Below are 23,797 nucleotides of genomic sequence, written 5' to 3'. Positions count from 1 at the left end.
CGGTGGAAACGCTTGCCGCGGCCGTGCGCGGCGCTCCACAGTATGCAGGTGACTAGCACAATCGGTGGGCCTGGGCGGGTGCTCGACGACGCGGACGTGCGGGCGTGGGTCCGGGAGCAGGCCGCCGCGCAGGATCTGGACGGCAAGCGCGTGTGTGTGATCGTGCCGGACGCCACCCGCAGTTGCCCGCTGCCGATGCTGATGGGCGCTCTCCACGAGGCCCTGCACGGCCGGGCCGCCGCGGTGACCGTGCTGATCGCGCTCGGCACGCACGCGCCCATGACCGAGGATCAGTTGCGCCACCATCTCGGCGGACCGTATCCGGGTGTCACCGTGCGCAACCACGATCAGGATTCGCTGGTGTCGGTCGGCGTGATCCCGGCGGCGCGGGTGAAGGAGCTTTCCGACGGCCGGATGAGCCAGGACGTCGACGTGGTGCTGAATCGGGCGGTGGTGGAGCACGACGTCTGCCTGGTGGTCGGCCCGGTGTTCCCGCACGAGGTGGTCGGCTTCTCGGGCGGTAACAAGTACTTCGTCCCGGGGGTCGCCGGCGCGGAGATCATCGACTTCTCGCACTGGCTCGGGGCGCTGATCACCAGTGCCGAGATCATCGGGACGCGCGGGATCACACCGGTCCGGGCGCTGATCGACCAGGCCGCCGCGATGATCCCGTCGCGACGGCTGGCGCTGTGCCTGGTGGTCCAGTCCGGGACGGGCGCGCTGCACGCGGCGTCGTTCGGGCCGCCGGAGCAGGCGTGGGCCGCGTGTGCCGAGGTGTCCGCGCAGACGCACGTGCGGTACCTGGACGCGCCCGTACCGAAGGTGATCTCGGTGATTCCGGAGAAGTACGACGACATGTGGACCGGCGCGAAGGGTTTCTACAAGGTCGAGCCGGTGGTCGCCGACGGCGGCCGGGTGATTCTCTACGCCCCGCACATCACCAGGATCGCCGCGATGCACCCGGAGATCGAGGAGATCGGCTACCACTGCCGGGACTACTTCCTGAAGCAGTGGGATCGGTTCTCGCACCACCATTGGGGGGTGCTCGCGCACTCCACCCACCTGCGCGGCGCCGGCACGTTCGACACTGTGAACGGGGAGCGGCTGCGGGTGACGGTCACCCTGGCCACCAGCATCCCGGAGGATGTCGTGCGCCGCGCGAACCTCGACCACCTGGACCCGGCGGCGGTCGATCTCGCCGACCCGGACGCGTTCGTGGTGCCGAACGCCGGCGAGGTCCTGTTCCGGTTGCGGCAAGAGGTCGGAGTCTCCGCGGAGGGAATCCGATGACTGCTGAACGCCTGCGCGACCTGCTGACCGGAATCGATCGGCTCGGCGTGGCGTTCTCCGGTGGCGTCGACTCGTCGGTGCTGCTCGCGCCGGCCGCCCGAGTGCTCGGCCCGGGTCGTGGCGCTGCTCGGCGTCTCCCCCAGCCTTCGCCGCCGACGAGCGGGCCGGCGCCCACGCGATCGCCGGTCCGGCCGGATGTTGATCATGGAGGCCACCGGGTTCGTTGACATCCTCCTCGCCCTAAAGGACGAGGATTCCCTCCACGCTGCGCGGGGAACACGCAACGTCCGGGTGGGTTACCGCTTCTCTGCGCGCCGCCGGGACACTGCTCGGACCGTGGCAGCCCTCCCAGCGCGGGCCTTCACCCCCGGCCTGAAGGCCGGAGCACTGGCCCGCATTTCGGTAGCATGCCCGCATGATGCGGTCGCGGCGGGTGGCGCTGGCGCTGGGCTCCGGCGGGGCGCGCGGCTTCGCGCACATCGGCGCCGTCCAGGTGCTCGAGGAGCGCGGCTTCGAGATCGCGGCCATCGCCGGGTCGTCGATGGGCGCGCTCGTCGGCGGGGTCTTCGCGGCCGGGCAGTTGAAGCAGTTCGCCGACTGGGCGTCCACGCTCAAGCAGCGTGACGTGCTCCGGCTCGTCGACCCGAAGTGGTCCTCGCCCGGCGCGATGGCCGCGGATCGGCTGATCGGGCGCCTGGGCAGCTTCCTCACCGAGGTCGACATCGAGGAGCTGCCGATCCCGTACACGGCGGTCGCCACCGACATCGCGGCCCGCCGGGAGGTCTGGTTCCAGAAGGGGCCGCTGCGGGCGGCGGTGCGCGCGTCGATCGCGATCCCGGGAGTGATCACCCCGGTGGTGATCAACGGGCGGCTCCTGGCCGACGGCGGCATGCTGAACCCGGTGCCGATCGAGCCCACCGCGGCGTCCGGGGCGGACCTGACGATCGCGGTGTCCCTGCAGGCGCCGCGCCCGCTGCAGGAGTCCGCCGCGCCGGTGCGGGCCACGGCGGAGCCGCAGTGGTTCGAGGATTGGCGGGTCCGGCTGCGGCAGGTGTTCCGGCTCAGCGGGCGCGACCCGGCGGCCGATCCGGCCGAGATCCCGAACATTCCCGAGGCGCTCCCCGCCGACCTGCGGATCGCCGACGTGCTGTCGCTGTCACTGGACGCGATGCAGGATCTTATCTCCCGGTACCGGATGGCCGGGCTGCCGCCGGACGTCCAGGTCGCGATCCCGGTCAACGCCTGCCGCGTGCTCGATTTCCACCGCGCGGCCGAGATGATCGAGCTCGGCCGGGGCCTGACCGAGAAGGCGCTGGACGACGCGGGTTACTGACGCCCGGCCGGTTCTGATCCGCCTGGTAACCGGCCGGCGAGATGGTCGACGACGAAGCGGGCGTCGTCCTCGATGCCGTTGAGGAACGTGGAGCGGCGGCGGCGCAGCAGTGGCAGGCCGAGCGCGTAGAGCCCGGGACTGTCGGCGACGACGCCGCCCTCGTGGCGCAGCCGGCCCTTCTCGTCGAGCACCGGCACGCCGAGCCAGCGGTAGTCCGGCCGGAAACCGGTCGCCCAGATGATCGTGCCGATCTCGCCGCTGCTGAGGTCCAGCTTCAGCCGGGTGCGCGCGGGGACCCGGGTCGGCGCGATCTCCTCCGCCGGTGAGGTGATCCCGGCCCACTGGTTGAAACCGGTCAGCAGCCGGTTCATCTTCAGGTCGGCGAGGGCGCACACGTTGCGCAGGCCACCCGAGAAAAGAGCCGATTCTTGGCGTACGGCGGCCCACCGCCCCACCAGCTCGACCCCGAGCTCGGTGAGCGCGTTGAGGTCGAGCGTCTCGCGTTTTGGGCCGCCCACGAGCTGCGGGGACGGGAGCCGGCGCGCCCGGGTGAGGTCGTCGACCTCGTCGTAGCGCTGGTCCCACACCCCGGACGCGTCCATCCACCACAGCACGTCGCGGTCGCGGTGCAGCCGGGGCAGCCGCACGTGCTCGCCGGTCGACAGGATCACCTGCCGCCCGGATCGTTGCAGCTCGGCGGCGATCTGCACACCGGTCGCCGAGGCGCCGACGACGAGCACCCCGCCTGCCGGGACCTGGCCGGGGTTGCGGTAGGTGAATGGGGTCAGCTGCCGCACCGGCGACGGGACGGCCGCGGCGAACGCCGGGGTGACCGGCACGTTGCACGCCCCGCTCGCGAGCACGACCGACCGGGCGTGGATCTCTCCGGCGCCGGTCACGAGGTGGTAGCCGTCGTCCGTACGGGAAAGGGAGGTCAGCTCTGTTCCGGTTCTGACCGGTGCCCGGTTGACGGCGGCGAAGTGCTCGACGAGGCTGACAACCTCGCCGCTCGTCAGGTAACCGTCCGGGTCCGGGCCGGTGTAGGGCAGGCCCGGCAGCCGGTTCAGCCAGTTCGGCGTCAGCAGCCGCAGCGAGTCCCAGCGTTCGCGCCGCCACGAGTTGGCCACCTCGCCGCGCTCCAGGACGACGTGGTCGATCGACCGTCCGGTGAGGAACCGGCTCGCCGCGAGGCCGGCGTGACCGGCGCCGACGACGACAGTGGTGACGCGTTCGGCGGACAACTCAGGCGACCTCGACGGTCACGTCGGTCGGGTTGGTGAGCGCGTCGAAGACCGCCGAGCGCTTCTGGGACTGCGCGACGAGGGCCTCGATCTCCTCCTTCGACGCGTCGGCGTCGATGTGGAAGGTCACCTTGATGTCGTTGTAGCCGTTGCGGACGTCGCTGTCGGCGCCCAGGATGCCCCGGATGTCGTGGTTGCCCTCGACAGTCGCCTCGACCGAGCGCAGCTGGATGCCGCGGTTCTGCGCGACCGACGCGACGCCGGCGGTGAGGCAGCCGGCCAGGCCGACCAGCAGGTACTCGATCGGGGTGATGCCGTTGTCCTCGGCGGCGAACACGGCCGGGTGATCCGAGGCGAACTCGGTCTCGTTCTTGTGGGTCTGCTCCTGGCCGAGACCGAAGAACTTCTCGATCGTGGTGGTGCTGTGCACGCCCTTGGTCCACTTGCTGTTCGCGCGCCAGGTGAACTGCGCGGCCTCCGGGGCACCCTTGAGGACTTCCCGCGCGTCGAGCAGCGCCTGGACGTTGACGCCGTTATCAATAGTGGTCATGGCCTGGGATCCTTCCCTGTCCACCGCCTGTTCTACAAGACCCATCAAGCTACTAGACAATGATCAAGGCCTGGCATAACTTCGGATAGTTATGAGCCCCGGATCCGTCGGCACCGTCGCAACCCAGCACCTGGATCTACCGGGATCACTGCCCCTGGACTGCGGCCGTTCGCTGCGCCGGGTCCGGGTCGCCTACGAGACGTACGGGACCCTCTCCCCCGCCCGGGACAACGTGATCCTGGTCTGCCACGCCCTCAGCGGCGACGCGCACGCGGCCGGGCTCTCGCCGGACCCGCCGCCGGAAGGCACCCGGGACGGCTTCGCGGCCGCCGCGAGCCCGAAAGGGATCGGCTGGTGGGACGGCATGATCGGGCCCGGCAAGGCGTTCGACACCGACCGCTTCTTCGTCGTCTCGACGAACCTGCTCGGCGGCTGCCGCGGCACCACCGGGCCGTCCTCGACCGACCCGGACACCGGCCGCCCCTACGGCTCGGCGTTCCCGGTGATCACGGTGGCCGACATGGTGCGGTGCGAACGGGCGTTCCTGGCCGAGCTGCGGATCGACCGGCTGGCGGCGGTGGCCGGCGGCTCGCTCGGCGGGATGCAGGCCCTGGAGTGGGCGACGAGCTACCCCGATCAGGTGAACAACATCGTCGTCATCGCCTCGACGCATGCGCTGCAGCCGCAGGGTGTCGCCTGGAACGCGATCGCCCGCGAGTCGATCATGCGGGATCCGGCGTGGCAGGGCGGCGACTACTACGGGACGGGACGCGCGCCGGACGCCGGGATGGGGGTGGCCCGGATGGTCGGGCACATCACCTACCTGTCGGCGCCGTCGCTGGCGGAGAAGTTCGGCCGACGGCTGCAGAGCGGCGGCGACCTCCGCTACACCTTGCACGAGCCGGAGTTCGAGGTGGAAAGTTACCTACGGCATCAGGCGTCCTCGTTCGTGCGGCGGTTCGACGCCAACACGTACCTGCATCTGTCGCGGGCCCTGACCTACTTCCAGCTCGACCTCCCGGCCGCCGCCGAGACGATCATGGCGCGCACGCTGCTGATCGCGTTCAGCTCCGACTGGCTCTACCCGCCGTCGGCCTCGGAGGAGATCTTCGACGCGCTGCGCAAGAGCGGCAAGGAGGCCGAGTTCCACCTGATCGACGCGCCCTACGGCCACGACTGCTTCCTGCTGGAAGAAGCGCGGCAGACCCCCATCGTCCGCGATTTCCTCACCGAAGGCCGAGCATGAGCGACGACCACGAGTTCGGGTTCGAGACCCGCCAGTTGCACGCCGGGCAACGCCCCGACCCGAACACCGGCGCCCGAGCGGTGCCGATCTTCCAGACCACGAGTTACGTCTTCGAGGACCCGGAGTCCGCGGCGGCCTACTTCAACCTGCAGGAGTACGGCAACACGTACTCCCGGATCATGAACCCGACCGTGGCGGTGTTCGAGGAGCGGGTCGCGAGCCTCGAGGGCGGCGCCGGGGCGGTAGCGTTCGCCAGCGGGATCGCGGCCCAGGCGGCGGCGCTCTTCACCCTCCTGCAGCCCGGCGACCACGTGGTGTCCTCGCAGGCGCTCTACGGCGGCACCGTCAACCAGCTCAAACACCTGTTCGGCAAACTGAACGTGGACCTGACCTGGGTCGACCCGGACGACCCGGAGGCCTGGCGCAAGGCGGTCCGGCCCACGACGAAGGCCTTCTTCGCCGAGACGATCGGCAACCCCGGCGGCAACGTCCTGGACATCGCGACGGTGGCGGCGATCGCGCACGAGCACGAGCTGCCGCTGATCGTGGACAACACGTTCGCCACGCCGTACCTGTGCCGGCCGATCGAGTGGGGCGCCGACATCGTGATCCACTCCGCCACGAAGTTCCTCGGCGGGCACGGCACCAGCATCGGCGGCGTGGTCGTCGAGGCGGGCACGTTCGACTGGTCGAACGGGCGTTTCCCGGTGATCGCGGAGCCGTCGCCCGCCTATCACGGGCTGAAGTTCCACGAGACCTTCGGGACGTACGGCTACCTGATGAAGCTGCGCGCCGAGACCCTGCGCGACCTCGGCGGGGCGTTGTCGCCGTTCAACGCGTTTCTGTTCCTGCAGGGGCTGGAGACGCTGTCGCTGCGGATGGAACGGCACGTCACCAACGCGCGGCGGGTCGCGGAGTTCCTCGACCGGCACCCGCGGGCGTCGAACATCACGTACGCGGGGCTGCCCGGAAGCCGCTATCGGCAACTCGTCGGAAAGTATCTTCCGCTCGGACCGGGAGCGGTCTTCTCCTTCGACTGCGCGGGCGGGCGCGACGGCGGCCAGGATCTCATCCGCGGCGTCACGCTCTGGTCGCACCTGGCCAACGTCGGCGACGCGAAAAGCCTGATCATCCACCCCGCCAGCACCACGCACCGGCAGCTCAGCGACGACGAGCTGCGCGCGGCCGGGGTCGGGCCGGGCACGATCCGGCTGTCGGTGGGGCTCGAATCCGTCGACGACCTGATCTGGGACCTCGACCAGGCCCTGAACGGGCTCTCGGAGGGCCGGCTCTCGGAGGGGCAGCCTTCAGAGGAGCAGCTTTCAGAGGGGCAGCTTTCAGAGGGGCAGCGATGACTGATCTGGCTCGGTATCAGGACGTGACCGCGATCCAGCGGCTGCTGCACACGACGAAAACCGTCGCCATCGTCGGGCTCTCCGGCAACGAGCTACGGGCCAGCTACTTCGTCGGCTACTACCTGAAGCGCCACGGCTACCAGGTGATCCCGGTCAACCCGCGCGAGTCGGAGATCCTCGGCGAGCGCAGTTACGCGAGCCTGGCCGAGATCCCCGGTCACGTCGACATCGTGAACGTCTTCCGGGCCCCGAGCGCGCTGCCGGGCATCGCGCAGGAGGCCGTGGCGATCGGCGCGGGCGCGCTCTGGTGCCAGTTCGGGGTGATCAACGAGGAGGGCAACCGGATCGCGGCCGACGCCGGGCTGACCGTGGTGGCCGACCGCTGCCTGAAGATCGAGCACGCCCGGTACGCGGGCCGCATGCACTGGCTCGGCTTCAACACCCACCGCATCACCTCGGTCCGCACCGGCCTGCAGTAACCCTCAAGCCCTGTCCGCGGACCCGGCAGTAAACCCTGCGCCGCCGCCCGTCCCCGGGCCGGGCAGTGGCCCTGGATCGAACGCCGCGAGGCCTGTCCGCGGGTCCGGGCCCTGGCGCGACGCGCGGTTCCCGGCTGGTGCTCATGGTCGTTATGAGGCACGAATAACGACCATGAGCACCAGCCGGGAGGGTGAGCGCGTCGCTGCGGTGACCCATCGCCGATATCGCGGACTCCGGCGGGCAGGACCTCCCGGCAGACGGAAGTCGTGGACGGGGTTGGTGTTTTGAGCGGGACCACCCGCGGACGTCGCCCTTGCGGGCTGAGCGTTCTGGGCGCGCCAGCGCCCTGCTCGGCCCGGAAGGGTCCCCGCGGGAGCGACGGTCCGGACCACAGCGGAGAGGGGACATCCGGATCTTGGATTTCCTGGTCTTCGAGGGTCTCCGCCGGGCCGGGCAGCGCTGAGGCTTGCGTCGCAGTGGGCGGCGTAACGCTCAGCTACCAGCGTTGTCGGACGATTCAGTGCCCGTGCGGCGAGAGAGCGTGTGGTTCTGGTGGGTGGCGGCCGGTGTGGCCGTCATCGCGGGCTGCTATTTCCTGGACGCCGACGGTCTCGCGTTCAACCTGGTCTACAACGGGATCGGCCTGATCTCCGCGCTGAGCATCCTGGTCGGTGTCCGGTTGCACCGGCCGCGGCAGGCGGCGGCGTGGTACTGGTTCAGCGCCGGCCAGGCGACCTCGGTCGTCGGCGACCTGATCTGGGAGTACTACCGCTACGGCCTGGACCAGGAGCCCTACCCGTCCGTCGCCGACGCGTTCTACCTGGCCGCCTATCCGATGCTGGCGGCCGGGCTGTGGCTGCTGCTGCGCGCCCGGCGCGACGGTTCCGCGGTGACTCCGGCGGTGATGTCCGGGATCGGTCTCGGGCTGGTCTTCTGGATCCTGGTGCTGCACCCGATCGCCGCCGAGTCCGCCACCTCCGCGTTCACCTGGTTCATCAGCACCGCCTACCCGGCCGCGGACGCGTTGCTGCTGACCATGCTCGTCCGGCTCGGCACCATGCGCGGCGGCTCGCCGAGCACCTGGCTGCTCGGGCTGGCGACGGCGCTGCTGCTCTTCGCCGACTGCGGGTATTCGGTGGTCAGCCTGCACGGCGACACCGACGGCTGGCAGTTCAACGCCGGCTGGCTGCTCTCGTACGTGTTGTGGGCCGCCGCGGCGCTGCACCCGTCGATGGCCGTGGAGAAGCCGCGCGCCGGGTCGGCCTCCGATGATCTCAGCCGGGCGCAGCGGATCTTCCTGACCGCGTGCACGCTGCTTCCCCCGGCGATGCTGTTCATCCCGGGCGCCGGGGACGGCATGCTCGACCGGATCGTGATCGGGGTGGCCTCCGGCGCGCTGTTCCTGCTGGCCGCCATCCGGATGACCGGGCTGACCCGGCAGGTGCGGGTGAAGGCGGCGGAGCTGCGCGAAATCGCGATGCACGACGACCTGACCGGGCTGCCGAACCGGCGGCATTTCGAGGAGTCGCTGGCGCACCGGGCCCGTACCGGCGAACTGCGGGTCCTGTTCCTGGGTCTCGACGGTTTCAAGAACGTCAACGACGAGCTGGGCCGGCCGGTCGGCGACCAGGTTCTCACTGAGCTGGCCGCGCGGATCGTGGCGGCGGCGCCGGGCACGCCGGTGGCGCGGCTCGGCGGGGACGAGTTCGCGCTGCTGCTGCCCGACGCGGAGTCCGCCGGCCACATCACGGAACGGCTGGTCACGGCGCTGGCAGCGCCGGTCGAGGCGGGCGGGCACGAGCTGCTGGTCGGTGCGAGCATCGGGTTGGCGGAGGCGGGCGGGCCGGTCGAGGCGCTGCGGCGCGCGGAGGCGGCGATGCACGCCGCGAAGGAGACCGGCGAACCGTACCGGCACTGGTCGCCGGCGCTCGACGAGCGGGCCGGCGAGCACGCCCGGCTCGGCGCGGAGATGCGGGCCGCGCTGCTCGCCGGTGACTTCCGGGTCGTCTACCAGCCGATCGTCGCCATGCCGGAGGGCCGGGTCACCGCCGTCGAGGCGCTGGTCCGCTGGCAGCACCCGCAGCGCGGCCTGATCAGCCCGGCACAGTTCGTGCCGGTCGCCGAGCGTAACGGGCTGATCGTGGACCTGGGCGCGTGGATCCTGCGGACCGCGTGCGAGCAGCTCGTCGCGTGGCGGGCCGCGCTCGGCCCGGACGCGCCGGACCGGGTCAGCGTGAACGTGTCGGCGCGCCAGCTGGCCCGGCCGCAGTTCCCGGCGACGGTCGCGGACATCCTGATCAGCACCGGGCTGCCGGCGCGCTGCCTGACCGTCGAGGTCACCGAGACGGCGGTGTTCGGCGGCGGCCAGGCCGTGACCGCGCTGCACGCGTTGCGGGCGCTCGGCGTGCGGATCGCGCTGGACGACTTCGGGACCGGGCACTCCTCGCTGGGGCTGCTGCACACGGTGCCGGTCGACGTGCTGAAGGTGGACAAGTCCTTCGTCGACCGGGTCACCGAAGCCGGGCGCCACGCCGTCATCGCCCGCGCGCTGATCCAGGTCAGTGACGGTCTGGGGCTGACCGCGGTGGCCGAGGGAGTGGAGACGCGGGAGCAGGTGGAGGCGTTGTACGCGCTCGGCTATCGGCTGCTGCAGGGCTACCACTTCGGTCGGCCGGAAGCGGCACCGGACTTCCGGCCACGGGTCCACGCCGTGGAGGCGTGACGCGCAGCCAGGTCAGGACGGCTGCTCCGGCGACGACGGCGAGCACCGCGCTGACCAGGAAGATCCGATCGAGGCCCTGCGCGTACGCGTCGGCCGCCGCCCCGCCCGCAGCCGACACGTCCCGCACCCGGCCGGTGAGCAGGACGGCCAGGACCGGCAGCGCCAGCGCGTAGCCGAGCTGCCGGAACGTGTTGGCTGCCCCGTTCGCCATCCCGATCCGTGCGGCCGGCACCACGCCGAGGACCGCGGACGCCAGCACGGGGGTGCTCAGCCCCACCCCGACGCCCACCACGCACAGCCCGGGCACCAGCGCCCGCCACCCGGAGTCCGCGTCGACGAGCAGGTACAGCGCGTTGTCGGCCCCGAACAGCTCTACGACTACCTGGCGGCGGGCGTCGGCTCCCTCGACGGCATCTCGCACGCCGACACGTCGCCGGTCGTCCGTCGCGTCAAGGCCGCCGGCCCGCGCTGACCGGCCGGTCTCACCGAGGGCTCTCCTTCGGGAGCTTGGCTCGCCGGGCGTACCGGACGACGGCGGCGATGACCACCAGCAAGCCGGCGGCGAAAAGAATCTTCAGGATCAGGCCGCCCGGGCCGGTGCCGTCAGCGGCGGGCACCGCAGCGGGCCCGGCCGAGGCGGGCGGTACCGCGGCGGGCCCGGCCGAGGCGGGCGGCACGGCGGCGGGCAGCGCCGGGTCGGCGACGGTGAACGTGTACGACCCCTGCACCGTGTGCCCGTCCGTCGACACGACCCGGTAGGCGACCGTGTAGCCGCCGTTGCCCAGCGCCCGGCCGAGAGTGATCGTGCCCGCTCCCCCGTCGACGGCCGGTCGCGCGGCCGGGACCGGTTGTCGCGCGGTGTCGCTGACGACGATCGTGGTGAAGTCCGGGTTGAGCCGCTCGCTGAAGCGCAGCGTCACCGTGGCCGGTGCGCTGGTCAGCACCGCGTCCTTGGCCGGGTCGGCGCCGAGCAGCTGGGTGTGTGCCCGGGCCGGCGAGGCCGGGACGAGGACGGCCAGCAGCAGGCCGGTCAGGACAGCAACTGCTCGCCGATCCAGCCGCCGGGGGCGCAGCCGGGCGGGACGGCGAAGACGGCGGAGCCGATCGGGGTGATCCATTCGTTCAGCAGGTCCTTGTCGGCTAGGCGTTGCTGGATGGGGACGTACTGCCGGGCGATGTCCCGCTGGTAGGACGCGAAGATCAGGCCCGCGTCGGGGTTTCCGGCCGCGTCCGGTGCGGCGTCGTAGTTGTACGGCCGCCGCAGGATCTTCAGCGCGGGATCGGTGACGTGCGCCCGGGTGACGTGCGCGAAGTCCGGCATCGCCGGCAGCCCGGAGGCGTCCAGCGTGGTGAAGTCCGGTTCGTCGTGCTCGGCGGCGCCGCTCAGCGGGGCGCCGGACATCATCCGGCGGCCGACCGCGTTCTCCTTGTCGGTCACCGAGAGGATGTCCCACTTCTCGATCTCGGCACGGATCCGGCGGACGACCAGGGTGGTCGAGCCGTCCGGGTTCCACACCGCGGTGTCGATCAGGGAGCCGCGCGGGTTGGCGGTGCCGTCGAGCTGGCCCAGCACGTTGCGCTGGGTGTGGTCGCTCGCCTGGACGCCCGGGCTGCGGCGGAACCCCTGCTGGACCCAGCGGACCGCGGCGAAGGGCCGCGCGTCCTTGATCAGCATCCGCTGGGTGTGCGCGACCGTCAGCGGGTCGTCGGCGCAGATCTGGAGCAGCAGGTCACCGCCGGACCAGCGCTTCTCCAGCCGGTCGATGGTGAACGCGGGCAGGTCGGCGACCGGGCTGGGCAGGCCCGCCGCCGCGTAGAGCCCGGGCCCGAACCCGGCCGTCACCGTCAGCCGGGCGGGCAGCGCGGCCAGCGGCGCGTCGGTGTCGCCGAGCGCCGGGACCCCCTGGGTGAGCCGGGCGGCGTCGTCGGTGAGCAGGCGCAGCATCCGGGCCAGGGCGGCCCGGTCGGTGCCCGGCGCCAGGGTGAACGCGGCGAAAGCGGCGTGCGCGGGCGGGTCCTCGGCGACGCCGGCCTGGCGCGGGCCGTGGAACGCGACAGTCGCCGTGCCGACGTCGGCGGTGCCGGCACCGGGAAGCGTCGCCGGCTCGGCTCCGGCGGCGACCGCCCCGGCACCGGCGACCGCGCCGAGCCCCGCGACGGCGCCTCCGGTGAGGAGGCGCCGCCTGCTGAGAATGGTCACGACTGCCCCGCGGACGGCATCATCATGTCCGGGGCGTAGCTTTCCCCCGCTCCGACGAACGGCTTGGCGATGGCGGTGAAATCCACCGTCGTGCCGTCGGACAGTTTCAGTGCGAAGGTGACCTGGTCACCGGCCTTGATGTCCTGCGCCGGCTTCATCAGCATCAGGTGGTCGCCGCCGGGTGACAGCTCATGGGTGCCCTTCGCCGGGATCACGAAGCCGCCCTCCTTCGGCTGCATGACCATCTTGCCGTCCTTCATGGTCATCTCGTGGAGCTCCATCGGCGACGCCGGAGACTCGGCCGCGGTGACCGTGACGGCGGCGCCGGTGTCGTTGACCAGCACGCCGAACGCGGCGGTCATGGTGCCGGCGTCGGCGGCCTTCACCCAGGGGTCCTTGATCGTCAGGGTCGTCGCCGGGGCTTTGGGGGCCGGGGCCCCGGGAGCCGCCGGGGCCGCCTCGTTGGTGCCGCAACCGGTCAGGCCTAGGGCGAGCGCTGCCGCCACGATGAGGAACTTTCGCATGCTCTACAGGTCGCGATCCGCGCGCGTTCGGTTCCCGCTCAAACCAGGATTTTCAGGATTTTCCGGTACGGGCGGACGCCTCGGCCAGAAACGCGTTGTACCTGGCGAGGTCGTCCTCGTCGCCGGACGCCTCGGCCCGGTCCGCGGCACGGTCCAGCCGAGCCTGTTCCCGCTCGTCGGACCGGATCCACCGGCGCACCAGCAGCAGCATGATCACCACGGCCGGGAGCTCGCCGAACGCCCACGCCAGCCCGGCGCCGAGCCGCTGATCGGCCAGCAGCGACGACGCCCAGACCGGGTGCACCGACGTGTACCAGCCCGCGGCGATCACCGTCGTCGACTGCAGCAGCACGAACCCGAAGAACGCGTGCGCCGCCATCGCCAGGAAATGCACGACGGTCAGCATCGCCGGGTGGACCCGCCGCCGGCCCGGATCCACGCCGATCAGCACCCAGAACAGCAGGTACCCGGCGAGCACGAAGTGCACCAGCATCGCCAGGTGTCCCAGGTGGTACCGCATGAGCGTGGCCAGCAGGTCCCCCAGGTAGAGGCCGTACAGGCTGACCACGTAGATGCCGAGCGCCACGAGCGGGTGAGCAAGCAGCCGGACCACGCGGCTGTGCAGGATCAGCAGCAGCCACTCGCGGGCGCCGCGCACCTGCGGGTCCGCGGGCCGGTGCAGGGTCCGCAGGGCGAGGGTGACCGGGGCACCGCCGACGAGCAGGATCGGCACCACCATCGACAGCACCATGTGCTGGACCATGTGCACGCTGAACAGCACGTACGCGTACTTGGCGACGCCCAGCAGGGTGAATGCGCCGAGGACGAGAAGGCCGGCGATCCACGACACCGTGCGGCTCGGCGGCCAGTCGTGACCGGCGCGCCGCATCCGTCGGACCCCCGCCAGGTAGACGCCGATGCCGGCGACCACCGCGGCGACGAAGAAGAAGTCCGGAAGAAAATCACCGACCATCCGTACGGCGGTGGGGGCCGGCGGCGGGCTGAAACCGAGCAGCTCGACGAGGGGGTCCGGGGCGTCTTCCTCGCCGGCCGGGGCCGCGGTGCGCGACAGCCCGACGGCCAGACCGATCGCGGCGCCGAGCACCACGAGCTCGCCCATGGCCAGCCGCACGAAGCTTTCCGCCCACAACGCCCGGCGACGGTGAACGGCTCCGATCACGCCGACGACCACCAGGGCAAGAACCTTCAGGAGCACCAGTACGCCGTAACGTGAGTTCCCCAGAGCACCCCAGTCCCCGAGGCGGACGACGGCACTGGCAACGCCGCTGATCGCCGTGGCCATGAAACAGCCCAGCGCGAGCCGGCTGTAGCGTCCCGCCGTGTCCGCGAACCGCCGGTGCCGCCGGACCAGCAGCAGACCGGCCAGCCCGCCGACCCACAGCGCGGCGGCGAGAACATGGACGGCCAGGCTGGTGACGGCGAGCTGGTGATCACCGGCGCCGGCCGCGTGCCCGGTGAACGCGGGCGGCAGGACGGCGACCATCGCGATGACGGCGGCCACCGCGGCCAGGCCGCGCGACGTACCGGCCCGGCTCAGCACGGCGACGGTGAGCGCCAGCCCGGTCTGCAGCAGCAGCGCCTGCCCCTGCGAGATGTCGGACGCGAAACTGACCACGGCCGGCCGGCTGAGCTGCCCGATCGGGACGGCCAGGACGTCGGAGACGGTGAAGACGATCAGGGTCGCCGAGGTGAGAGCCCAGGCCAGCGCCAGCCAGGTCGTGCGCCGCAGGAGCCACCACCCCCGGGCCGCGACGCTGGCCCCGTCCCCCGGCAGCAGGAACGCGGCGGTGACGGTGAGCCCGACGGTGAGCACGCCCAGCAGGTTCGCCAGCAGGGTGACGGCGGGAAGGCCCCATGCGGTGGTCGCGCCCGGGCTGGGGATTCCGGGCAGGACACTGTCGTCGACCGCTCCGCCGAACTTCAACGCCCCGATGAGGACGGCGATGGCTGCTGCTATGGGCGCTGTCCGCACTACTCGCACGCCCGTCAGTCGGTCCGTCCCGCCGTTTGGTTCCCTGGATGATCCACATCTCGGCCGGCCGCCCCGGGATCGAGCACGGTCAGCCAGGCAGGTCGTTGACGTCGGTGGCGGCGGCGATACGGCGCGCGGCCTGGGTACACGGCGCAGGCGGAGGGTGGCGGCGGGGGTCCCTGACGTGTCGGCCGGCACGCTGGTCAGGAACGGTGGGGGTCTCCCTACGGCGCCGATCAGGAACGGTCCGGGAGCGCTGGTCGGGGACGGTCCGGGAGCGGCGCTTCTCGATCAGGGCGCAGACCGCGGCGATGATCATGCCGAGCGCCACGCCGAACGCGGCGCCGAGCAACGGGTGCCGGGTGAAGGTGGCGCCACCGACCCGGCCGAGACCTAGTGCGTAGACCGCCCATGCAACGGCGGCGATCGCACTGAACAGCCGGAACCTGCCCGCCGGGAACGTCATCGAACCCGCGGTGACAGTCGTCGCGGTCCGCCCGTACGGGATGAATCGCCCCACCAGGATGGCCGTCCCGCCGTACCGCTGAAGCGCCTTCTCGCCCTTCTCGCGTGCCTCGGCGACCCGGCGGCCGGTCAGGCGGCCCGCCCGGCGCCCGATCCGGTAGGAGATCTGATCGCCTGCGATGCCCCCGGCGGCGATCGTGGCGAGCAGCGCGACGACGTTCGGTGCGCCGGTCGCGGAGAAGGCGAACAGGCCGATCACGAGGGTCTCGGACGGCATCACCGGGAAGAATCCGTCGATCGCGACGGCCAGGAAGACGACCACGTAGAGCCACGGCGAGCTGATCAGTGGCATCAGGTGGTGCAACATCCAGGTCCTCCCTCGATCCGATGTCACCGACGCTACGGAGGAGGGAGGCACCGCTGCGATGGTGCAGACCCGCCGATCCGGGTAGGGGCAACACCACCATGGGAAGGCGACCCGCGGGTTTCGGCGGAATGCCGCGAGGTTGACGGTTCAGGGCTGTCAGGAGCCGGGGGTGTACGGCGGCGCCACTCCCCAGCCCCAGTGCGGCACCGGTGCCTCGGCGGGCGGGGTGGCTCCGGGCTGCGAGTTCGCTCGGGCCAGGCGCGTGCCCCACTCGAGGTAGCCCATGAACGCGGCCCGGAACTCCGGGTCGTCCGGCAGTCCGACCTCGTCCGCGGCGTCGGCCAGCAGATCGATCCAGCGGCGGCGCTGCGGTTCGGTGATCGCGCGTCCCAGGTGGTGGCTCAGCATGTGGGCGTAGCCGCCACGCTCGGTGCTGTAGCGGGCCGGGCCGCCGAAGACCTCGGCGAGCCACATCGCCACGTAGCGCGGATGGTCCGCGTCCATGTGCGCGAACAGCGGGCCGACGACGTCGTCGGCGAGAACTTTCTGGTAGAACCGCTCGGTCAGCCGCTCGAATGCCTCGGCGCCGCCGGCCCATTGGTACAGGGTGGGTACATCCGTCATGCGTCTACCATAGAGGATGCAACGGTGTAAGCATGTAATCAATTGGCGGCGGGCACGCCGCGGCGCGGGCCGCTGCCGTCGTTACGATCGCGGCCCGCCCGCCGTCACGTCATCCGATCGGCTCGCCGTCGGCCGCCGCGACCTCCGCTGTCGCACGGCCGCTCACCTCCTGAGTGCCGGAGACCGCCAGCGTCATCCGATCGGCTCGCCGTCGGCCGCCGCGACCTCCGCTGTCGCACGGCCGCTCACCTCCTGAGCGCCGGAGACCGCCAGCATCATCCGGCTGCGCGGCAGCGCCGGGATGCGCCGCAGGGAGATCGTCAGATCCTGCTCCGGTACGGTGAAGTCCAGGCGCGCCAGGCGCACCGCGAGCGTGGCCAGGATCGCGAGGGTGACGTCCTCGCCCGGGCACCGGTGCCCGGCCCGCGGGTCGCCGCCACCCTGCGCGATCAGCTCGTCCCGCCCCGGTTCACGGCCGAGGAACCGGTCCGGGTCGAAGCGATACGGTTCCGGCCACAGCCGCTCGTCGTGGTTCTGCCCGTAGATGTCGAGCAGCACCATCGCGCCCTTCGGGATCCGCTCGTCCTGGAAGAAACTCTCCTGCACCGCGACACCGCCCACGAACGGCGCGAACGGATAGAAGCGCCGCAGCTCGTGGGCGAACGCGACCGCGTACGCCAGGTCCCCGTCGCGCAGCCGGTCGCGCACCTCGGGCCACCGGTGCAGGGCATGCCCGGCGAACGTCACGAACCACGACACGGCAACGGTCGGCCGGATGATGTTGAGAAGTTCCACCGCGGCGCGCTTCGGCTCCAGGCGCCGCCCGTCGGTCTCGGTCAGCGAGGCCACCTGGCTCAGCACCGAGTCGTCCGGGCTCCGGCGGGCCTGCTCGATCAGGCCGGTCAGCCACCGCTCGAGACGCCCGCGCGCCTTCCGCGCCCGCCAGTGCCGCCGCCCGGCCGTCGCGAACCCGTCGACCAGCGCGGTGAGGTCCGCCGCGGTCCCGGCCACGTCGGTGACCGGGACTCCGGCCCACTCGCAGACGGCTTTCGTGATGACCCGCGCGGATTCGTCGAAGAGCACGATCGACGGCTGCCCGGCCCACTCCGGGACCGCGTCGTCCCACGCCCGGCCGACCCGCTCGGCGAGCTGCCCGACCTGACGGGCGTCCTTGAGCACCGACACGAACATCATCTTGCGGTTACGGTGATCGATGCCGTCGAGCGTGTGGATCGCCCCGTGCCCGAACAGCGTCCCCTGCACCGGTTCCGGGATCGCCCCGTGCCGCCGCACGTGGTCCTCGTCGTAGAAGAAATTCACCGCCGCCGGGCCGCGCAGTCCCACCGCGCGTTTGCCCATCAGCCGGGTGTGCAGCACATCCGGGTTCGCGGAGCGCCGCCACCTTCCGGGGAACCAGGAGTAGCCCTGCGCGGCCAGGCCCAAGCTGTCATCCAGTAGAGGCATGGGGCCGGTATGCCCCGGCTGCGCCGGAGAAAACGCCGCCGTCATCCGAGCGTGCCGCACCGCTGAGGAATCGGGCCCGCTGGGCAAGAATGGTCAGCATGAGATGGGTCGTCAGCATCGGCGTGGCGCTGCTGGCGGCGTGGGCGGCTCTGGTCCTCGCGTTGCTGCTGGTCAAACCGGACAAGGTGCGGCTGCGGGAAGCGCTGCGCCTGCTGCCCGACCTGATCCGGCTCCTGCGCCGACTGGCCGCGGACGGCACCCTGCCACGCGGCGTGCGGATCCGGCTCGGGCTGCTCCTCGCCTATCTCGCGATCCCGTTCGACCTGATCCCGGACTTCATCCCGGTCCTCGGTTACGCCGACGACGCCATCATCGTCACCGTCGTCCTGCGGTCCACGGTCCGGCGTGCCGGCCTCGACGCCGTCCGCCGGCACTGGCCCGGCACCGACGACGGTTTCGCCGCGCTGACCCGTCTCACCGGCCTCGGATGACCACAGTGCAGCCCCGTACGGCTGCATGGCTCCACGCCTCGGCATAGGCCCGTCGACGAGTGGCGGATCGCGTTACAGCACGGCGCCGCGGGGCGCGACCTCGATCGCGGCGACGCCCCGGCCGTACAGCACGACGAGCCGGTCGCCGTGCTTGCCGTGCAGCGCTCCGGCGTCCTCCGACAACGTCGCGATCACATGCTCGATCAATTCGTCCTCGCCGGAGACGTCCGGCCGCTCGTAGGTGATGTCCATCCGGTCGCCGCCGATGAGGCGGACGCGGAGCACTGTGCTGGCCATGCCGTCGAACCTATCCGGGAACGGGACCGGCCGCTCGGCCGGCGGTCACCGGGTGATGATTCTTGCGGCCAGGCCGGGTTCGGTCGTGATGGCGTAGGCGACGTCGGTCAGTTTGCGGTTCTGCTCCCGGGCGTAGCGGCGGATCGCGGTGAACGCCTCGCCGACCGTGACGCCGCAGGCCTGGGCGACAGCACCTTTGGATTGTTCGATGACGATCCGGCTGTGGAGCGCGCTCTGCAGCTGTTCGGTCAGGACCTCGCTCTGGCGGATGGTGCGTGCCTGCAGCAGGCCGATGGCGGCGACGTCGGTGAGGGCCTGCATGACCGACACGTCCGCCGCGGCGAAATCGCCGCTTCCGGTGGCGCCGAAGACGTTCATCACGCCGATCACCTGCCGGCGCACCTGGAGTGGGAAGGCATGCGCAGACCGATAGCCGGCCGAGGCGGCCCGTGGCGCGAAGCGGGGCCAGCGTCCGGCGGCGGTCCCGAGGTCGACATTGACGACGGGCCGCCCGGTGGTGAACGCGTCCAGGCCGGGGCCCTCGTCGTTCTGCAGCTGTAACAACTCCAGCAGCTTCGCGTTCTCGTCGGAGGCGGCCATGTACCGCAGCAGGCCCCGCGGGTCCGCCATGAGCAGCCCGGTGGCGGCGGCCCCGACCAGGTTCGTGGCCCGGTCGGTGAGCGTGTGCAGGAAGTCCACCAGGTCGAAGTCGTCGACGAGGGTGCCGGCGACCTCGCGGAAGATCGACGCGAGGCGCTCGGCAGAAACGGTGGTCATGGCTGGCGGTCTCCGGCATTCCCCGCGTGGTCACGGTCGATCATGGGCGGCTTCCTGGTGCGGCGACCGCGACGCGAGGACCCGCTGCCGCAGGCGCGGGTCGGTGATGATGCCGTTGGCGACCTCGGTCAGCTTGCGGTTGTTCCGGCGGGCGTAGTCGCGAATGGCCTTGAACGCGTCGTCGACACCGATCCCGTGCGCCTGCGCCACCGCCCCTTTGGCCTGCTCGATGATGACCCGGCTGTTCAAAGCGCTCTGGAGCTGTTCGGAGAGCAGGTCGCCGCGGGCGACGGCGCGCTCCTGCAGCAGACCGATCGTGGCCGCATCGGCCAGGGCCTGCAGGAGCGCGGTGTCGTCGTCGCCGAAGTCGCTGCCGGGGTTGGCGCCGAAAACGTTCAGCGCTCCGATCACCTGCCGGCGCAGCCGCATCGGGAAAGCGTGCACCGACCGATAGCCGGCCTCGGCGGCGAGCTGTGCGAATCGCGGCCAGCGGGCAGCGGCGACGCCGAGGTCGGCGTTCACGACAGGTTCGCCCGTCCGGAACGCGTCCAGGCAGGGGCCCTCCCCGTTCTGCACCACGAAGAGCTCCACCAGAGTGACGTTCTCGTCCGTGCCGGCGACGAACTCCAACCGGCCGCTCTGATCGGCCAGCAGCATGCCGACCGCCGGCGCCCCGGTGAGCCCGGCGACCCGTTCAGTGATCATGTGCATGTAGTCGAGCACGTCGAACTCGTCGACCAGCGTGTCGGCGATCTCGACGAAGATCTTCGCCAGCTGCTGCACCGATGCGGTAATCATGCCTGCCTCCCGGCCTGCCCGGCGGTCACGTGCATGGTCATGAACGATCGCGCCCGAAGTCGAGCCGGCGGGCGACCACGTCGCGGGCCACCTCGTCGAGGCGGCGGCCGTGCGCAAACGCGTACGCCCTCATCCTGACCATCGCCTCAGCGATCGGCACCCCCAGCTGCACCATGACCATGCCTTGTGCCTGGAACACCTCGGCGCGGTGCTCCCCCGCGTCGAGGAGGCCGTCGGCGGCGCCCGTCCCGGCTTCCTCGTGCTGGTCCAGCAACGCCGTCATGGTCACCTCGGCGAAAGCGAGCGCGGTGGCCAATTCCTCACCGGCCAGCGAACCGGTCCGCCGGCGGAACACGTCGAGCACGCCCAAGCGCATGGCGCCCATCTGCAGCGGGAACGAGAAAACCGCCCGGATGCCGCTGTCCCAGGCGGCCGGACGGTACATCGGCCAGCGGTCGGGCGATTCGCCGTCGAGATCGGGCACCAGCACCGGCCGCCGCAGGGTGAACGCGTCCCAGCAAGGCCCCTCACCGAGAACGAACTGCATCTCCTCCATACGCTCGGTCAGCGGATCCGACGCGGCGTACACCCCCCGCTCCCCCGACTCGGTCATCACGCTGACCCCGGCGCCCGACGCGGCCAGCGCGCCGGTGGCAGCGGCGACCACCCGGTGCAGCAGCCCGGTGCCCGGCGAGGACGGCACGGCCTGGATCGAGTCGCGGATCATCGCAAGGCGATCATCCATGGCGGTCACCCGGCGTCATGCCTCGCCGACACCGCGACCTGTTGCCGGAAAACCGCTGCTCACCAAGTAACACGGCTGCACCTCCACGCCGAAGGCTCCGCAAGGATCCGGGAAAGTAGGGACTGACAGTCCGACCTTACCGGCGGCCCGGTCGCCCGGACCCACTGCCTTCTGCATCCGCACGACGCGACGTGCCGGATCCGACGGGCGTGCTCATCGTGCACATCACCTGGTCCGGCGTCCGCGTCCGCTGAATCTGTCACTCGCCCGGACGGCTTTCCTCTTCGGTCGAGTGGTCTACCCTGCAAGGACCAGTCACGTGTCCAATGACCGTCTGTCGCTCCACACCTCGGCGACCCCGCTCTGTCGATCAATCTTGGAGCCCTGATGCCCCCCTCTCCCCGTGGACCAGTCGTGCAGCAGTCACCGCCGGCCCTTACCGACTGTGCCGAATGCCGGGCGGCATGCGTCGACGACCATCTCAGGTCGCTGATGGACCCGATCTCGCGCGGAGACCGGGACGCCTTCGTGACGCTCTTCGATCACACCCGCGCTGCGGTGCGCGCCACGATCGACGAAGAGCTCCAGGACCCGCAATGCGCGGCGGCGGTCTTCGCGGCCACATACGTCGAGGTGTGGTGGCTCGCGGGCTGCCACATCGGTTCCGGCACGGATGTCGTCGGGTGGATCAACCGCATCGCCGAGCGGCGCAGCGCGGAAGAGCAGCCGTGCCCGGCGTCGGCATCCTCCGCACCGGAGCCGGCGATCGGTGACGCCGTCGACGCCCAACATCTGCGGGCCCTGCTGGAGCTGACCTCGCTGCTGGGCCGACCGCTGGAGCCGCTGACGAAGCTCGATCTGGGACGGTGCTGACCCCCGGCCGGGTCTCCCCCGCGAGATCGCCGTCACTACGAAACACCGCCTAACGGCGCCAGGCCTCTCTGATGTTGACGAGCAGCACCAGGATCGCGGCCAGGAAGAAGATGGAAGTCACCACGTAGCGGCCGTCGAGCCAGAGCACCACCAAAATCCCGATCGCCACGCAGCACAACAGCAGCCGCAGCAGCACCGCCAGGAACTTCCCGCGCACCGCACCCTCGACGGTGAGCAGCACCAGCAGCATGACCAGGGCGGTCTCTGACCCGGCGACACCGCGCGGGTTCACCACCGCACCGAGCGCCAGCAGGATCAGCGGGGTGCTCAGTACCGCCCACCACGACCGGGCCCGGCCGAGCAGCCCGGCCTGCGGTTGCATCGGGAGCCGCCGGTGCAGCAGGTGCGCGTGCGGGTCGTGGGCGAGCGGCTCCGCCGTGGCTGCCCGTTGTTGTTCATCGGCGAGGCGGGTGCGTTCCATCCGCAGGCCGCGCAGGCGCTGCTCCTCGGCGAGCAGACCGCGGACCTCGGGCCCGGCGACGGGCAGGCCGGCCGCGGCGACCGCGAGGTCGTGGCGCAGAGTGCCGATCTCCCGGTCGAGGGCGGCCAGCCGGTCGCTGTTCTGCCGGGTGCGGATCTCGATGAGCTGCCGCTCCGCCTGCGGGTTGGGAACAACCTTGGCCAGCCCGGCCCAGCCGACCGGGTCGGCCCAGGCCTGCCGGACGGTGCCGTTGCGGCTGTAGCGGGGGCCGGCCGGTCCACGTTCGCCGCCGAGCCGGTCCCGGGTGTCCCGGCCCCAGAGCCCCCGGAAGTCGCGCACCCACGGGGTGTCGTCGCCGATCAGGACCGGGTTCCAGTTCTCGCCCTGTCCGGGACCGATCATGCGGCCGTCGCCGCGGGCATAGTCGACGTACGGGATGCCGAGGGTCTGCCGGTCCTCCGCCGACCACGGGGCCACCAGTCGGGCCGAGCCCCGGAGCGCGCCGACCAGTCCGCGAAGCTTCGGCGGCCGTACCGTGATCAGATAGTCGCCCGGAAGGTAAGCGCCGGAGTGTGAGCCGGCGCCGACGAAAACCACCGGATGGCGACCGCCGTGGACGGTCAGGTCGGGATCGTCCCACCGCCGGCGGAGATCGTCGCCGGTCTCGTCGTGGGCGGAGAAGACCACCCACCGCGCGGGCGGCAGGCCGTCCGGCCCGGTCACACCGGTGCCGTCGAGATAGACAGTGACCTGTTCCCAGTCCGCCTCGTGCTCGTTGACGCCGCCGAACGCCGAGCGCCAGTTGTTGAAGGAATAGAACATCCAGTACTGGCAGACGATCCACGGGTCGTCGCGCAGCACCCGCCCGTAGTAGGTGGGCTGCTCGGGGCGCAGGTGGTCCCGCTGGAGCAGGAAGGAGCGGGCCGCGCTGCCACCGGGCACGCTGCCGCGGAACAGCAGTGAGAACCGGTTCATCGCGTCGACCAGGCGCGCGGTCAGGCCGACCGAGGCGAGGCGGCTGGCGCGGGCCAGGTGTGGCGGGCGCTCCCGCAGTGGGATGTGCGCGAGGTGCTTCTCCGTGCCGCCGATGCCGGAGAGCGAGTAGTTCAGGCCCTGCTCGGCGCCACCGACCTTGGCCAGCGTCTCCACGGTCAAGCCGCCCGGCGGCACCACCTGGGCGGGGCTGCTGCCGGGCTCGACCCGCCACAGGCTCGCCCGGTCGACGTACCGCTGCACGGAGACCGGGTAGAACCATTCGCCTTCGGTGAACTTGGCGACCGGCTCGAACGCGCGCAGCAGTGCCAGGTCTTCCTCGATGCCCACGCCGATCCGTCCCCTTCGCGCTCGCCACCCGAGGTTATCCACCGGCCGGTCACGCCCGGCAGGCAGGAGGGCGGCACGGGGAGGTGAACGACGAACGAACGTTTCCGTATGACCTGTTCGGTATGGATGCCGGGGTGATCAGATCACTGAGACTTATA

At 71.3% G+C, this 23,797-nt stretch carries 23 protein-coding genes; 9 read left to right on the top strand and 14 right to left on the bottom strand.

Features of this window, described 5'->3' with window-relative positions:
* The first annotated feature begins 48 nt into the window (after nucleotides 1-48).
* From Acy02nite_RS35730 to Acy02nite_RS35720, 3 genes are all read left to right on the top strand, one after another.
* Nucleotides 49-1,290: a lactate racemase domain-containing protein gene (locus Acy02nite_RS35730; RefSeq protein ID WP_203751533.1), complete on the top strand. Its 1,242-nt coding sequence runs from the start codon at nucleotides 49-51 to the stop codon at nucleotides 1,288-1,290.
* Nucleotides 1,287-1,517, top strand: coding sequence for a hypothetical protein (locus Acy02nite_RS35725; RefSeq protein ID WP_203751530.1), 231 nt, complete (start codon nucleotides 1,287-1,289; stop codon nucleotides 1,515-1,517). Before Acy02nite_RS35730 ends, Acy02nite_RS35725 begins: the two co-directional genes overlap by 4 nt.
* Before the next feature lie 188 nt (nucleotides 1,518-1,705).
* Nucleotides 1,706-2,623, top strand: coding sequence for a patatin-like phospholipase family protein (locus tag Acy02nite_RS35720; protein WP_239175489.1), 918 nt, complete (start codon nucleotides 1,706-1,708; stop codon nucleotides 2,621-2,623).
* Here the strand turns inward: Acy02nite_RS35720 and Acy02nite_RS35715 are convergent.
* Entirely contained in the window at nucleotides 2,617-3,864 is a 1,248-nt protein-coding gene (locus Acy02nite_RS35715; RefSeq protein ID WP_203751527.1) for an NAD(P)-binding domain-containing protein, read from the bottom strand. The two genes, Acy02nite_RS35720 and Acy02nite_RS35715, sit on opposite strands and share 7 nt — an antisense overlap.
* A 1-nt stretch (nucleotide 3,865) precedes the next feature.
* Nucleotides 3,866-4,414 (bottom strand): OsmC family protein, encoded by a 549-nt coding sequence (locus tag Acy02nite_RS35710; RefSeq protein WP_203751524.1) that lies wholly within the window; start codon nucleotides 4,412-4,414, stop codon nucleotides 3,866-3,868.
* 91 nt (nucleotides 4,415-4,505) lie between these two features.
* Between Acy02nite_RS35710 and metX the strand changes: the two genes are divergently transcribed.
* From metX to Acy02nite_RS35690, 4 genes are all read left to right on the top strand, one after another.
* The gene (gene metX, locus Acy02nite_RS35705; RefSeq protein WP_203751521.1) at nucleotides 4,506-5,660 is read left to right on the top strand and encodes a homoserine O-acetyltransferase MetX; all 1,155 of its coding nucleotides are present in this window, start codon (nucleotides 4,506-4,508) and stop codon (nucleotides 5,658-5,660) included.
* Nucleotides 5,657-7,015, top strand: coding sequence for an O-acetylhomoserine aminocarboxypropyltransferase/cysteine synthase family protein (locus Acy02nite_RS35700; RefSeq protein ID WP_239175488.1), 1,359 nt, complete (start codon nucleotides 5,657-5,659; stop codon nucleotides 7,013-7,015). Before metX ends, Acy02nite_RS35700 begins: the two co-directional genes overlap by 4 nt.
* A complete protein-coding gene (locus Acy02nite_RS35695; RefSeq protein ID WP_203751518.1) occupies nucleotides 7,012-7,494 on the top strand; it encodes a CoA-binding protein in 483 nt (160 codons plus the stop codon). The genes Acy02nite_RS35700 and Acy02nite_RS35695 overlap by 4 nt, the downstream gene beginning before the upstream one ends.
* 527 nt (nucleotides 7,495-8,021) lie before the next feature.
* Nucleotides 8,022-10,217, top strand: a complete 2,196-nt coding sequence (locus Acy02nite_RS35690; protein ID WP_203751515.1) for a putative bifunctional diguanylate cyclase/phosphodiesterase — start codon at nucleotides 8,022-8,024, stop codon at nucleotides 10,215-10,217.
* 482 nt (nucleotides 10,218-10,699) lie between these two features.
* Here the strand turns inward: Acy02nite_RS35690 and Acy02nite_RS35685 are convergent, their stop codons facing one another.
* From Acy02nite_RS35685 to Acy02nite_RS35655, 7 genes are all read right to left on the bottom strand, one after another.
* A complete protein-coding gene (locus tag Acy02nite_RS35685; RefSeq protein ID WP_203751512.1) occupies nucleotides 10,700-11,335 on the bottom strand; it encodes a copper resistance CopC family protein in 636 nt (211 codons plus the stop codon).
* Entirely contained in the window at nucleotides 11,248-12,411 is a 1,164-nt protein-coding gene (locus Acy02nite_RS35680; RefSeq protein WP_203751616.1) for a Dyp-type peroxidase, read from the bottom strand. Before Acy02nite_RS35680 ends, Acy02nite_RS35685 begins: the two co-directional genes overlap by 88 nt.
* A 2-nt stretch (nucleotides 12,412-12,413) precedes the next feature.
* Nucleotides 12,414-12,941, bottom strand: coding sequence for a copper chaperone PCu(A)C (locus Acy02nite_RS35675; protein ID WP_203751509.1), 528 nt, complete (start codon nucleotides 12,939-12,941; stop codon nucleotides 12,414-12,416).
* A gap of 52 nt (nucleotides 12,942-12,993) precedes the next feature.
* Nucleotides 12,994-14,886: a bifunctional copper resistance protein CopD/cytochrome c oxidase assembly protein gene (locus tag Acy02nite_RS35670; protein WP_239175487.1), complete on the bottom strand. Its 1,893-nt coding sequence runs from the start codon at nucleotides 14,884-14,886 to the stop codon at nucleotides 12,994-12,996.
* Between the two features lie 136 nt (nucleotides 14,887-15,022).
* Nucleotides 15,023-15,766, bottom strand: coding sequence for a DedA family protein (locus Acy02nite_RS35665; protein ID WP_203751503.1), 744 nt, complete (start codon nucleotides 15,764-15,766; stop codon nucleotides 15,023-15,025).
* A gap of 156 nt (nucleotides 15,767-15,922) precedes the next feature.
* Nucleotides 15,923-16,390, bottom strand: a complete 468-nt coding sequence (locus tag Acy02nite_RS35660; RefSeq protein ID WP_203751500.1) for a group II truncated hemoglobin — start codon at nucleotides 16,388-16,390, stop codon at nucleotides 15,923-15,925.
* Nucleotides 16,391-16,582: 192 nt separating this feature from the next.
* Nucleotides 16,583-17,854 (bottom strand): cytochrome P450, encoded by a 1,272-nt coding sequence (locus Acy02nite_RS35655; RefSeq protein WP_203751497.1) that lies wholly within the window; start codon nucleotides 17,852-17,854, stop codon nucleotides 16,583-16,585.
* Nucleotides 17,855-17,952: 98 nt separating this feature from the next.
* Between Acy02nite_RS35655 and Acy02nite_RS35650 the strand changes: the two genes are divergently transcribed.
* Entirely contained in the window at nucleotides 17,953-18,345 is a 393-nt protein-coding gene (locus tag Acy02nite_RS35650; protein ID WP_203751495.1) for a YkvA family protein, read from the top strand.
* A 72-nt stretch (nucleotides 18,346-18,417) separates the two neighbouring features.
* On the opposite strand, the gene Acy02nite_RS35645 is transcribed toward Acy02nite_RS35650, so the two are convergent.
* From Acy02nite_RS35645 to Acy02nite_RS35630, 4 genes are read right to left on the bottom strand one after another with little or no spacing between them, the layout of a single operon-like run.
* Complete coding sequence (locus tag Acy02nite_RS35645) at nucleotides 18,418-18,642, bottom strand: hypothetical protein (RefSeq protein ID WP_203751493.1); 225 nt, start codon at nucleotides 18,640-18,642, stop codon at nucleotides 18,418-18,420.
* A 45-nt stretch (nucleotides 18,643-18,687) separates the two neighbouring features.
* Entirely contained in the window at nucleotides 18,688-19,419 is a 732-nt protein-coding gene (locus Acy02nite_RS35640) for a GAF and ANTAR domain-containing protein (protein ID WP_203751492.1), read from the bottom strand.
* A 30-nt stretch (nucleotides 19,420-19,449) separates the two neighbouring features.
* On the bottom strand, nucleotides 19,450-20,217 hold the full coding sequence (locus tag Acy02nite_RS35635) for a GAF and ANTAR domain-containing protein (protein ID WP_203751490.1): 768 nt from the start codon (nucleotides 20,215-20,217) through the stop codon (nucleotides 19,450-19,452).
* A gap of 37 nt (nucleotides 20,218-20,254) precedes the next feature.
* On the bottom strand, nucleotides 20,255-20,962 hold the full coding sequence (locus Acy02nite_RS35630) for a GAF and ANTAR domain-containing protein (protein WP_203751488.1): 708 nt from the start codon (nucleotides 20,960-20,962) through the stop codon (nucleotides 20,255-20,257).
* A gap of 414 nt (nucleotides 20,963-21,376) precedes the next feature.
* Here Acy02nite_RS35630 and Acy02nite_RS35625 point away from each other — a divergent pair, with 414 nt between their 5' ends.
* A complete protein-coding gene (locus Acy02nite_RS35625; protein WP_203751486.1) occupies nucleotides 21,377-21,835 on the top strand; it encodes a sigma-70 family RNA polymerase sigma factor in 459 nt (152 codons plus the stop codon).
* A gap of 49 nt (nucleotides 21,836-21,884) precedes the next feature.
* Here Acy02nite_RS35625 and Acy02nite_RS35620 read toward each other — a convergent pair whose 3' ends face one another.
* Nucleotides 21,885-23,639: a hypothetical protein gene (locus tag Acy02nite_RS35620; RefSeq protein ID WP_203751483.1), complete on the bottom strand. Its 1,755-nt coding sequence runs from the start codon at nucleotides 23,637-23,639 to the stop codon at nucleotides 21,885-21,887.
* Between the last annotated feature and the right edge of the window lie 158 nt (nucleotides 23,640-23,797).

The sequence above is a fragment of the Actinoplanes cyaneus genome, assembly GCF_016862095.1.
In the GTDB taxonomy this organism is placed as follows: domain Bacteria; phylum Actinomycetota; class Actinomycetes; order Mycobacteriales; family Micromonosporaceae; genus Actinoplanes; species Actinoplanes cyaneus.
Note: the sequence above shows the minus strand (reverse complement) of the source record. Positions and strands in the feature narration are given on the sequence as shown.